This is a genomic window from Veillonella parvula, from assembly GCF_032472435.1.
Lineage (GTDB): Bacteria > Bacillota > Negativicutes > Veillonellales > Veillonellaceae > Veillonella > Veillonella parvula_N.
In genome coordinates this window covers 57,766-69,747 of the sequence record NZ_JAWEGM010000003.1, presented here as the reverse complement: position 1 = coordinate 69,747, position 11,982 = coordinate 57,766, and the positions used below count along the sequence as shown (strand labels likewise).

The window sequence follows — 11,982 nt, the reverse complement described above, 5'->3', positions numbered from 1 at the left end:
TTTATTATTTTTTGTTTGGTGTAGGTAGTCCCATGAGTGTAGTTAAGCCCTTATTATGGCTATTAGAACCGTATATCGTATACAAAGCCTATTTGTGGGGTGCCCGTTTCATGGCACAACCCTTCACGTGGGAAGGCGAATTAGATTGGTTTGCTTTTATGCTAACCCTATTGCTCGTCATTGATGTGGTGGCGTTGCCCTTAGTGATCTTCTATTGCCCTGGTTTGAATCCTGGGGTACGTGTTCCAGACTGGATTCGCCGTTTAGGAACTCCTATTTACGTCGTCCATAATTGGCTTGATAGTAAGGTGGGTGGCGACACATCTACGCCGATTGTATGGCTTCGTAAAGCCTTGCATTCCTTGCTTTTATTCATTTATTATTTGGTGCCATTTTATGTGGGTGGTCATCTCGTAATGGGCCTCGTAGTAGCGCTCATGTATGACGTCCTCGTATGGGCGCATGGAGGTGTGTGATGACGACTTGTGAATGGCCGACGACGCCTTTATATCAGGATTACCACGATTACGAGTGGGGCCGACCAATTCATGATGACCAACATCAATTTGAACATCTTTGTCTTGAAAGTCTCCAATGTGGCCTCAGTTGGCTTACGGTTTTAAATAAACGAGACATCATTCGAGAATGCTTTGATCATTTTGATATTGATGCGGTGGCTGCTTATGGTGAAAGCGACATTGAACGCATCATGCAGACGGAGGGGATGCTTAAGCATCGTCCTAAAATTGAAGCCATTATTAATAATGCTGCTGCCTTTAAACGTATTCAATCTGAATTTGGTTCGTTCTGCAACTATATTTGGGGTTTCACAAATCATAAAACGATTATTTATGAAAACCATCCCGAAGGTCATTTTCCTACAAAGAATGGTCTATCTACGCGGATAAGCAAAGATCTAAAGAAGAGGGGCTTTAAGTTTGTAGGTCCTGTTACGATTTATTCGCATCTACAAGCTAGTGGCCTCATCAATGATCACGGTAAAGACTGCCCTTGCTTTGAGGAGATTAATAAAACAGCAGATATCGTACGGTTACCTGTAGACGATGAAGCGTAAGGGCGATAAGTATAAATTAGTTAACAATAGTTTTTATGCATACTTGTGTTTACATAATTGAATTTGTTGTTATGTGGAATTGGGTGTACACTAAAGTCGATGAGGCGATAGCGACTCATCTCATGTCGGCCCGCTTTATATATAAACACATATACTCTCTCTCTCCTAAGCGGGTCTATCATTAGTTCTCTCTCAACGCTATAAACTATACAGAGCCTCTACCCTTATTGGGTAGAGGCTTTTTGCTATATATAATGTTATAAAAGGAGCCATACTGTATTAGGAAAACCTATAGCAGCATTAATCAGGCTATATGTATGGTCCTAAAAAAACTTTAATTAATCCAATTTCAACTATATATTTTATGCCATATAAATTGATTTATTTCGATATGATTGCTATACTGAAGTAAATTGATAGTGTTACTTTCACAATTAAAGAAGGGAAATATATGATTGGTTTGGGAACGGCCATTAATGTTGGCCTCATTATAGCTGGCAGCCTATGTGGCCTCGCGTTTGGTCGCTTTATGAAAGAAAATTTAAAGCAGACGCTCATGATTGTGAGCGGTATTATCGTGCTTCTCCTCGGTATGAGCGGGGCCATGCAGTATATGCTCGTCATTGTCAATGGATCTTTACAGACAACGGGCCCGCTGTTGATGATTATTAGCATGGTCGTAGGTGCCGTTATTGGCGAAATTATCGACCTTAATCATTGGATTACTGTGTTTGGTGACTGGGTGAAAGCTCGCACTGGCAACGCTGGGGATCCAAAGTTTACACATGCTTTTATCACCGCATCTTTGACGTTTACCGTAGGTGCTATGGGCGTACTTGGTTCCATTCAAGATGGCCTTACTGGAAATTATCAGACATTACTTTTAAAAGGCATCCTTGACGGCATCATCGTTATGGTTATGGTGTCCTCTATGGGGAAAGGGGCGCTGTTCTCCTTTATTCCTGTAGGTATTACGCAATGGCTCATCACGGCAATGGCACATATTGCAGCGCCGTTGATGACACCTAGTGCCATCGATAACCTATCCTACGTTGGATCTATTCTGATTTTCTGCGTTGGTATCGACCTCATCTGGCCTGGTAAAGTACGTATTGCAAACCTTTTGCCAGCCATCTTCGTGGCAATGGGGCTTACATTTTTGCTATAACTAGCATTATAAATAATACATAGATTTTTATAAGAGACCTATATTCTCTCAACCTTTAATATGTATTTTATACATGATACGGTCGAGGATGTAGGTCTTTTTACTTTTTAAAATTAATTTAGTTGAAGTGGGAATTAATGACAGTTTTAATTCAATTATGACGATAGGGTAAATTGATTACATTCCGAAATAGGTGGCCAATAGAGTCATCTCAAGTGTAGGATTTAGATGATGTTTTATAGAATCTCTTTATTAAAATTATTTGTAGAATAATTTTAATTCTATGTATAGTTATTCATCAAGTATATGTTATTGAATTATACCTGTTTAACAGGTATAATTGAAAGAGAGATTCTATGATTATCGGATTTAAGGATAAGGAAACAGAAAAAGTTTACTATCAAAGCTTTTCTAAACGCTTTTCTCCGTTTATACAAAGGTTAGCTCTTCGTAAATTACTATTGTTAGATAATGCTGAATCATTACAAGATTTACGTTGGCCACCAGGTAATCGCTTGGAGTTGTTGCAAGGAGATCGATTTGGTCAGTATAGTTTGCGGATTAATGGTCAATATAGACTGTGTTTTAAAGTGAAAGATAGTAGTAGTTTTTATGATGTAGAAATTGTAGATTATCATTAATAGAGAGGAAATTAATATGGAAAAGTTTATTCCTACACCTACCATTAGTGAAATATTAAAAGAAGAGTTTATGGATCCATTAGGACTATCTGCATATCGATTGGCTAAGGATATACATGTGCCTGTTTCACGGATTCAAGAAATATTGAATGGTACACGATCTATTTCAGCAGATACATCGTTGCGTTTAGCGAAATACTTTGGTGTTTCGGAAGGGTATTTCTTGCGTTTACAGATGGATGTTGATTTGCGTACAGCAAAACTTAGTGAGGGGATGGATGAAGTATTATCCTCTATTACACATTGTGCTTCATTAGAACCCGTAGACTGTCAATAAGAGATTGATAGTTTTCGATGTGTTTGGTACAATTATCTTAAATTAGTAAGTTGTTACAACATTGAATATTGATATAAGGAGAACCTATGTTATTCGTTGAATATCCTAAATGCACAACATGCAAAAAAGCAAAGAAATTCTTAGATGATCACAAAATTAAGTACACAGATCGTGACATCAAGTCCGAAAATCCTACAGCAGAGGAAATCGCTGCTTGGTATCCACAATCTGGCAAGGATTTGAAAGCATTCTTTAATACTTCTGGTATGATTTACCGTGAACAACAATTAAAGGATAAATTGCCGAACCTTAGTGAAGAAGAAAAACTAGCTTTATTAGCATCTAATGGCATGCTTGTAAAACGTCCTATCTTGGTTCTTGAAGACAAAGTACTCGTTGGATTTAAAGAAGCAGAATGGATTGAGGCGTTGAAGCTCTAATTTCATATTGTATTGGGTTGGAACGGACCTATCTCTAAAAGCCTCCATAGCGAGCTAAGTCGTTTTTAGAGATAGGTCCGTTCCTTTTTTATACAATTTATGAAATTAGAGCAACAACTGGGGGGGCTCTGGGGAGGATAAGTCATTTTTAGAGATAGGGGCTTTTCCTTTTATATGAAATTAGGATCTTCAACTAGTGCCTATTAAAAGGAGCTCCATAGCGAGCTAAGTCGTTTTTAGGGACCTGTTCTTTCTACGTTTTAATAAAGAAATTAGAGCTCACAACTAGGACCTTTTAACGGCTAAGCCATTTTTAAAGATAGGGGTTTTCATTTATTAAAAAATTTGATTTGTATATTTCTTTTATGTTTTGTATAATGATTACACCATAGAGATACCCCTATAGGTATTTTAGGCGTTAGCAATATAAGTGTTAATAGTATTAATTATAGAAGTAAAAGGTATTTTCGGATTAAGTAAGGCCGGTATTTCATTTATAGAGAGGTCTATATGAAGTTTTTACAGTCTTTATCAGCGCAGGTGTCTCTGCGTACGCAGGGGGCTATTTTGGCACTCGGCTTGTTATTTATCATATTAGATGCGCTTACGGAGCCTATGAACCCAGCTATTGATTTGGCGTGGGTAACGGTCATCATTTGTGGCTTGCCATTGCTCATCAATAGCGTGCAAAGTATTTTGGATCATTTAGAGATTCACGCTAATTTTCTTATCGTGATAGCCATGGTGGCGCTCATTGCGATTGGAGATTATCATACGGCGGCTTATGTAGGTCTCATCGTACATGGTGGCTTTTTCTTAGAGCAGCTTATTACGGGCGACGTACACTATACATTGGATGATGACATGTTGCCGACCATGCCTACACAGCTTGTAGCCTTGCGTCAGGGCATCAACAATTATTCATCCGTCATTGTTGTGGCCGTCATGTTACTTTCCATGGGTTCCTATGCATTGACACAGAACTTTATGCATACCATTACATTGCTAGTTATCCTTTGCCCATGCTCTTTGGAACTCATTCTTGTAGCACTCATGATGGGGTCCCTTGTAGATGAAAACTCTCCGACGGCGGGGCTTTCAAAAGAGGCGAAACAATGCCATTTGGGCCTACTCATCGTGTCCATTTTGTTCCACGTTGCTATTATCGTTGCTGGCGTGTTGGGATCCATCAATCCTGTAACAGCCGCTGCATTGCACGGCTTGGCGCGACTCGGTCTCGTGTATAATTTGAAAGTATTAAACGGTTCCTTGTGCGTCGCATAAATAATAAAACTCCCCTAGTAATCATAAGTATTACTAGGGGAGTTTTGTATATACAACATTGAGTTGTACAGTACGTATTTATACATTACGTATTATACAATACATATTCTATTGTTGTCCTTTGTCTCCAAGTGTAAGGAGTAGGAATACGATGGATAGGATACATGCACCAACGAGGGCAATGAAACCACCATCCCAACCGTAGAGGTCAACCATGAGACCCATGAAAGCACCAGCACCGGCAGAACCGATGAGGTAACCAAGAAGGCCTGTAAGGCCAGTAGCTCCACCTGTTGCTACGCGTGGCACCATATCTGCTGCTTGAAGGCCAATCATCATAACAGGACCGTAGATGAGGAAGCCGATAGCGATGAGTGCTAAGTTATCGATGAGAATATTGCCTGCAGGGTTAAACCAGTACACGAGAATCGCCAAGATAACGAATAGCATGAAGCAAATTGTAGCTGGAGCACGACGGCCGCGGAATACGCGGTCACTCAAGTAACCACTTACGAGCATGCCTGGAATACCAGCCCATTCGTATAAGAAGTAAGCCCAACGGGAACCTTCTTTTGTGAAGCCTTTCACAGCGGTTAAATAGGTCGGTGCCCAGCTAACTACGCCGTAACGGATGAAGTATACAAAAATGTTTGCAATCGCAAGATACCATAAGTATTTATTATGCAAAATATATTTGTAGAAGATTTCTTTGAAAGTACTTTTTTCTTCATTTGCTGTATGTGTATGAACTACTTCATGTTTGTATTCTTCGATAGGCGGTAAGCCACAAGATTGAGGCGTATCTTTCAACAATACAAAGGTAATAATCGCTAACACGATAGAGATAAGGGCAGGGAAGAAAAAGATACTATGCCATGTACCGAATAGGTAGATGCCAAGCGTAGCAAGAGGAGCGATAATGCCGCCACCTAGGTTGTGGGACACGTTCCACCAAGACCACCAAGCACCGCGTTCGGAACGGGAGAACCAAGTTACCATGTTTTTCGCATATGGAGGGTAGCCCATACCTTGGAACCAACCGTTTAATAAGGCAAGAACACACATGATAGGAATACTGCTCATAACACCTGGTAAGGTGCCGAATAATAACATAACTAAAGCACTAAGCAATAGACCTACTGTGGAGAAGTATTTTGGGTTAGAGCGGTCAGACGCATTACCCATAACAAATTTACTTACGCCGTAAGCTACGGATAAGATGGTCATAACTATACCAAGATCCGCTTTGGTGTAGCCGTACTCAGCAATCATGTACGGAACAGCTAAACTAAAGTTTTGACGGATCAAATAGAATGTAGCATAACCAATAAATGTACCTGCAAAGACTTCGCGACGAAGACGTTTGTAGGTGGAATCGATTTGCGCCTCAGGTAAACGTTCAATATGAGGAGCAGGAGAGAAAATCGACATCGTTACACATCCTTTCTACAACATGTCATTTGTAATAATACCATGTAGGGTATGTAGTCGACTATACTTAATTTTCTATTATAATAAATAGTTATTAGAAAATTGAATTATAGATAGTATTGATTAGGGTGAAATAGTATTGAATAGGTTGAAAATCATCAAAATATCTTCTATGTAAAAATTATTAGATTTGCAAATACATATATGAATAACTGTTCATGCATTTGCGTAATGAGGCTATGCATGAATAATATAATCTTATTGAATTCGCATTTTTCCTGTACTTTTGAGTGTATATGAATAATTGTACATATTTTGTTATTGACACAAGGTAATGCGAAAATCGTTAGCTTGGCTGACCGTTGGGCCACATGGATTGTAGTGATTGCGTTATTGGCCGCGGTTGGCACCTATGTGGTAACTGGAGAAATCATTCGTGCCGTAACCATCCTCGTTGTGTTCTGTCCTTGTGCTCTCGTATTGGCAACGCCGGCAGCGATTATGGCAGCTATTTCTAATGCGAGCCAACACGGTTTCCTCGTGCGCCGTAGTAGAGTCCTTAAACGAACTTGATGTGATGCCTGTTCTTTTAACAGGTGACCATGTGGCAACAGCAAAAACGATTGGTAAACGATTGAACGTATCCAATGTGATTGCAGACTGTTTGCCAGAAGACAAAATGGATACAGTGGCTCAATTACAACAAGACGGCAATATTGTAGCCATGGTTGGCGATGGTGTAAACGATGCACCAGCCCTTAAAAAATCCGATGTAGGTATCGCCATGGGCGGTGTTGGTAGCGATATCGCGGTAGAGGCAGCAGATATCGTTCTTGTAAACGATAATGTAAAGGAAATTCCTCACTTAGTGGCATTATCTAAACGCATGATGACTACTATTAAAATTAATCTTTCTTTCTCCTTGCTTTTGAATTTCGTAGCTATCATCTTGGCTATGATTGGTACATTATCCCCAGTTTGGGGCGCCCTTGTTCATAACGGAGGGAGCCTTCTCGTAGTTGCAAACTCTGCATTACTATTGCGTTGGGCTTACAAATCTAACCACGTAGTAGATGATGATCATTCCGTTCTTGTGAAAGCAGCGCGTAAACGCGTGTTTGAGGCTTAATAGTAGTTTATTATACATATAAGTATGGAGTGTGCATCGATTTGATTACCAAATCGGTGAGCGTTAAAAAATAATATAGTCAATAAAAAGAGCTATCTATTCCTAACGAAACTCAAATAGAGTTGTAGGATAGATAGCACTTTTGTTTCACTTATAGTATGAAATCAATGGTTTCTAGTGTTGATTAATCAATATATGTTACAGGATAGCTTTTTGCTTCGATTTCACGGCGGTTAAGACCATTTGGTAAATCTGGGTAGCCGATAGCGAGGCTAGCGTAGACTTTTTCGTCTTCGCTAAGACCTAGTTCGCGCATTTTGGCTTGGATGCGTTCATTATCTTGAAGATGACGGATTTGGTTAACCCAGCAACTGCCAAGGTCGAGTTCATTGCAAGCAAGCATCATATTTTGCATAGCACAAGATACATCAGCAAAGTTATTAGCATAGTTTGCTTTACTAGCTAATACGATGAGCACAGGTGCATTATAGTGGAATACAAATTTGCCTTCGGCGGACATCTTAATGATATTCACCATGTAAGGTAAAGTATTTTCTGTAATCGGCATTTTGCCGTATTCTTCTTGAATGAGTGTTACTAGTTCTTGAAGCACATCTTGGTTTGTAATGACCATGAAATGTGTTAATTGTGTATTACCGCCGGATGGAGCGCGGCGACCAGCGTCGAGTACTTGGTCAATAAGTTCTCGAGATACTTGATCTGCTTTAAATTTACGTGTACTATGACGAGTTTTGATGCACTCTAAGGTGTTCATATAGGCCTCCTATTATAAGTTAGCTTTGATATAGAATTTCTTTTATTATACTACAAGGAAGGACCTAGTAGGGGGCGTATTTTTACTAAGTCATTTATTAGGAGACGGTCCTGCAACGAAAAAAGATTTCATTGAAAACAGAAGTTATAACTTTCTAATTTGATATCAAATAGACTTATAAATAAAGTAACAATTTTATGGTATGATTTTTACCCATAAATTCTATAGAAGTGCCTAATTCTTAACGAATAAGAAAATAAATATTAATTGACAAATTTAAAAATATCTGTTCAAAGTAGGCTTTTTGCGTTGACTGTTTACCGTAAAATTGTGTACAATTAATTAGTAGATAATTGTGTGCATATGGAGGTAGAATATGGCAGAAATTGGTGTACTCGAAGGGTACAAACATAAAGAAGATGTTCCTGATTCAGAATATTTAAGATTGGAAAATCAATTGAGCTTTCCACTTTATGTAGTGGCGAAGGAAATTGTTAATGCATATCGTAATCACTTAGATCCTTTAAATTTGACATATACTCAATACATCGTAATGATGGCATTGTGGCAATATGGTGATTTATCAGTTAAGGAATTGGGCCAAGTATTGCGCCTTGATTCCGGTACATTAACACCGCTTTTAAAGAAATTAGAAGCCAAAGCATTCTTGAAACGCAAACGCAGTCGTCAAGATGAACGCGTAGTTATGGTAACTCTTACTGATACGGGCAAAGCATTACGTGATGTAGCGGTTCATATACCACGCCGCTTGGCTGAAGCATCAGGTCCTATATTTGACGTAGAAGAAACACGTCAATTGCGTATGTTGCTTAATAAATTGCTAGAAGCAATCGATAACGCAAATGCAAAAACAGCAGAGAACATGAAGGGCTAATTTGATACAACCTCATATGCATATATTCTGTAACCTTGGAAATCTAAAAATTTTATTAAAAATGTGATATACTATATATATAGCGTATTGTATTCAAGTCATGTGAGAGTATGACTGATTCGTGATTTGCCTTCGTGGCACAAAGGAGAGCATTATGAATAAAAATTTATTAGGTGCATTTGTATTAGCAGGTACATTATTAGTAGGTGGTGTTGCAAATGCAGCAAACTGGAATGGGTTAGCTAACTACCCAGAGGTTCCAAATAGTGCAAATGGTACAGAAACGTATTTCTTTGATAAAGCATCTGAGTTTAAAGGTATCGATAGCAGCCGTAACCATGTATTTGGTATTAATGTGATTAACATGCATAATAACCAATACGGGGAAGCTACATTGTTCAAATATCTTGTTCATCCAAGCTTACATACTGTATATCGTTACGCTCCAGATGGTCAAGTTTACCAAATTCAACCTGGAACAAATGAGTTCAATATGTTCATGGCTGCTTGGAAAGAAGTATACGGCACAACTTTCGAATTCCCAGCGTTATAATCTGATGGCCTGTGCCGTAATAATTACATAACTATTGCTGGTGAAAGCTCCTTTTGGGCTTTCACCAGTGTTGTTTATGGAGGTTTTTTATGTCTAAATCTGAATTTGCTCAAGCCTATACGGAGCGTATGTTTCCTGATATTGCAGCCCCAGCAGGTTATATTGATCCAGAGTTTGAAGTTTTGTTTGATAATTTTGCCTTTGATGAAGTCATCACCGAAGAAGGCCGTAATGTACCGGCAAAGGATCGCTTCTTAGCCATTCTTGCTACATTAGTAGGCGCCTCCGCTGTTGATGAATATGCATTAATGCTACCGGCAGCATTAAACTTTGGTCTTATTCCTGATGAAGTGGTAGAGCTCATTTATCAAGCGGTGCCCTATCTTGGCATCGGACGTGTGCGCCCATTCTTTAAGGTGACCAATAAGATTTTTGACTATCGAGGAGAGGCTATTGTTGATCCCTCTCGCAGCACAATCACTGGAGAGTCCCGTCTTGAAAAAGGCGTAGAAAAACAAGTAGAAATCTTTGGCGAGTCTATGCGTAATTTTTACCAAGAAGGGCCAGAAGATATTCGTCACATCAACAAATGGCTTGCCAATATGTTCGGCGATTACTATACGCGTAAAGGCCTTAGCGTGGCTCATCGTGAAATGATTACTTTCTGCTTCCTTGCGGCTCAAGGCGGCTGTGAAGCTCAACTCAAGGCTCATGTAGAAGGTAATTTGAATGTAGGGAACAGCAAACAATATTTGATTAACATCGCATCCCAATGCGTGCCGTATATCGGCTATCCTCGTACCTTAAATGCTCTTCGTTGCATTCAAGAAGGCTACACCGCATGGGAAGCTAAACAATAAAGGAGTTCTATGTTTGATTTAAATCCGGTTCAGATATTAGCAAGTATTCCTGCTATTATGATCGTTTTTTCTATCTTTGGGTATGCAGAGGCAAAGGTAGCAACTTGGTTTGGTGATCCAACGCCACGTCTGGCGGGACGCCTCACATTGTCACCAATGGCACACCTTGATCTAATTGGTACCATCTGTATTATTCTTGTTGGCTTTGGTTGGGCAAAACCTATGTCAATTAATCCGTCTTACTTTAAAGATCCACGACGTGATATAAGCTTGCTTGCTTTTGCAGGGCCTGTGGCAGGTCTTATAGCAGGCTTTATATTCACCTTTATATATATGCTCCTTGGAAAATTAGGCCTCATGGAGTCCCAAGGTCTTGCCATGGTTATGCAATATATTATTTTATATAGTATTGGCTTATCAATCTTCTGTTTGATTCCGTTCCCACCATTGCCTGGTTTTAATATTATCTTGCCGTGGTTGCCTACAGAGTGGCAGATGAGATATTACCAATTAGGGATGCTTAATTTATTATTCTTTATCATCCTTATTAACACACCCATTATTTCCATGGTTATTCGTCCATTACAACAAACGATATTTAAAATCTACTTTGCCATTATTGGGCTCATACTATAATTATATTTTGTGAAAGTTTCTACCATAAAGATAATATCTTTATGGTAGTTTTTTTATAGTTTATAGATAGATTTAGCTTATCTTTACATATAATGTATTTGTAAATTTTTTTCGTTTTTTATAGTAGCAGGTTAACTTTTGACTGTTCTTTAGATTTTATATTAAAAACTATCGATATAGTTCCTCGATTGTGTTATAATGAGTACGGAAATCGTAAATTTTCGATATAGCAATATTATAGTGTTTTATTAGATACTATTGATATAGTAAATCGATACACTAAATCGATATACTAAATTGATACTGTATATAGATATTCAAGTGAATAGAAGAGGAATTACATATGAATTTTGAAGAAAATCAAGTGCCAGAGGCGATTCTGGACAAGCTTACAAAGGTGTGCACATGCCGTAGTATTACGCGCAAAACGATTAAAGAAGCTATTTTAAATGGTGCTCATACATTTCCACAAGTAAAAGAAGTAACTCGTGCTGGTACGGGCGCTTGCGGTGGTAAAGGCTGTGGGCCTCGCATCGTAAAGTTGTTAGCTGAAATGAAAGAACAAGGCAAAATTTAAATTAAAACATCCAAAATATGAAATGTAAATTACGAAATTTCAAATTACAAAGTCAAAGCTAAGAACTATAAGCAATATAATATAAATTTAAAAGTTGAATCTATAAGCTGTAAATAGTAAACTTCAAAGATTAGATTAAATACATAAAGATTGTTGCTTAATCCCGCTATCGGACGTATCC

16 protein-coding genes are annotated in these 11,982 nt (G+C 38.6%); 14 read left to right on the top strand and 2 right to left on the bottom strand.

The features are described 5' to 3' along the window. Positions 1-32: 32 nt before the first annotated feature. The 7 genes from E7A03_RS05680 (at position 33) to E7A03_RS05650 (ending at position 4,945) form a co-directional block, all read left to right on the top strand. Complete coding sequence (locus E7A03_RS05680; RefSeq protein WP_316073867.1) at positions 33-476, top strand: hypothetical protein; 444 nt, start codon at positions 33-35, stop codon at positions 474-476. Continuing rightward, positions 476-1,075, top strand: coding sequence for a DNA-3-methyladenine glycosylase I (locus E7A03_RS05675; protein ID WP_316073826.1), 600 nt, complete (start codon positions 476-478; stop codon positions 1,073-1,075). Before E7A03_RS05680 ends, E7A03_RS05675 begins: the two co-directional genes overlap by 1 nt. A 451-nt stretch (positions 1,076-1,526) precedes the next feature. After that, the gene (locus E7A03_RS05670; RefSeq protein ID WP_008602003.1) at positions 1,527-2,243 is read left to right on the top strand and encodes a DUF554 domain-containing protein; all 717 of its coding nucleotides are present in this window, start codon (positions 1,527-1,529) and stop codon (positions 2,241-2,243) included. 356 nt (positions 2,244-2,599) lie between these two features. Further along, positions 2,600-2,884, top strand: a complete 285-nt coding sequence (locus E7A03_RS05665; protein ID WP_004694505.1) for a type II toxin-antitoxin system RelE/ParE family toxin — start codon at positions 2,600-2,602, stop codon at positions 2,882-2,884. A 16-nt stretch (positions 2,885-2,900) separates the two neighbouring features. Next, positions 2,901-3,221 (top strand): HigA family addiction module antitoxin, encoded by a 321-nt coding sequence (locus tag E7A03_RS05660; RefSeq protein WP_004694508.1) that lies wholly within the window; start codon positions 2,901-2,903, stop codon positions 3,219-3,221. 86 nt (positions 3,222-3,307) lie between these two features. Continuing rightward, a complete protein-coding gene (locus E7A03_RS05655; protein ID WP_004698187.1) occupies positions 3,308-3,661 on the top strand; it encodes a Spx/MgsR family RNA polymerase-binding regulatory protein in 354 nt (117 codons plus the stop codon). A gap of 510 nt (positions 3,662-4,171) precedes the next feature. Further along, positions 4,172-4,945: a hypothetical protein gene (locus tag E7A03_RS05650; protein ID WP_278457848.1), complete on the top strand. Its 774-nt coding sequence runs from the start codon at positions 4,172-4,174 to the stop codon at positions 4,943-4,945. A gap of 108 nt (positions 4,946-5,053) precedes the next feature. Here the strand turns inward: E7A03_RS05650 and pgtP are convergent, their stop codons facing one another. Further along, positions 5,054-6,376, bottom strand: coding sequence for a phosphoglycerate transporter protein PgtP (pgtP, locus tag E7A03_RS05645; RefSeq protein WP_012864979.1), 1,323 nt, complete (start codon positions 6,374-6,376; stop codon positions 5,054-5,056). Between the two features lie 315 nt (positions 6,377-6,691). Between pgtP and E7A03_RS05640 the strand changes: the two genes are divergently transcribed. Together E7A03_RS05640 and E7A03_RS05635 are read left to right on the top strand one after the other, a co-directional pair. Beyond that, positions 6,692-6,949: a P-type ATPase actuator domain-containing protein gene (locus E7A03_RS05640; RefSeq protein WP_038125646.1), complete on the top strand. Its 258-nt coding sequence runs from the start codon at positions 6,692-6,694 to the stop codon at positions 6,947-6,949. Further along, a complete protein-coding gene (locus tag E7A03_RS05635; RefSeq protein ID WP_287520750.1) occupies positions 6,894-7,505 on the top strand; it encodes an HAD-IC family P-type ATPase in 612 nt (203 codons plus the stop codon). Before E7A03_RS05640 ends, E7A03_RS05635 begins: the two co-directional genes overlap by 56 nt. Positions 7,506-7,689: 184 nt before the next feature. Here E7A03_RS05635 and E7A03_RS05630 read toward each other — a convergent pair whose 3' ends face one another. Continuing rightward, positions 7,690-8,280: a nitroreductase gene (locus E7A03_RS05630; RefSeq protein WP_155085781.1), complete on the bottom strand. Its 591-nt coding sequence runs from the start codon at positions 8,278-8,280 to the stop codon at positions 7,690-7,692. A gap of 376 nt (positions 8,281-8,656) precedes the next feature. On the opposite strand from E7A03_RS05630, the gene E7A03_RS05625 reads away from it, so the two are divergent. From E7A03_RS05625 to E7A03_RS05605, 5 genes are all read left to right on the top strand, one after another. Beyond that, positions 8,657-9,175, top strand: coding sequence for a MarR family winged helix-turn-helix transcriptional regulator (locus tag E7A03_RS05625; protein ID WP_058948301.1), 519 nt, complete (start codon positions 8,657-8,659; stop codon positions 9,173-9,175). Between the two features lie 154 nt (positions 9,176-9,329). Continuing rightward, a complete protein-coding gene (locus E7A03_RS05620; protein ID WP_012864976.1) occupies positions 9,330-9,728 on the top strand; it encodes a hypothetical protein in 399 nt (132 codons plus the stop codon). A gap of 89 nt (positions 9,729-9,817) precedes the next feature. After that, positions 9,818-10,588 carry a carboxymuconolactone decarboxylase family protein gene (locus tag E7A03_RS05615; RefSeq protein WP_123138210.1) on the top strand — a complete coding sequence of 257 codons (771 nt, stop codon included), beginning with the start codon at positions 9,818-9,820 and terminating at the stop codon, positions 10,586-10,588. 9 nt (positions 10,589-10,597) lie between these two features. Continuing rightward, positions 10,598-11,224 (top strand): site-2 protease family protein, encoded by a 627-nt coding sequence (locus tag E7A03_RS05610; RefSeq protein WP_004698228.1) that lies wholly within the window; start codon positions 10,598-10,600, stop codon positions 11,222-11,224. Between the two features lie 343 nt (positions 11,225-11,567). Further along, complete coding sequence (locus E7A03_RS05605) at positions 11,568-11,801, top strand: (2Fe-2S)-binding protein (protein ID WP_024061575.1); 234 nt, start codon at positions 11,568-11,570, stop codon at positions 11,799-11,801. Positions 11,802-11,982 lie beyond the last annotated feature (181 nt).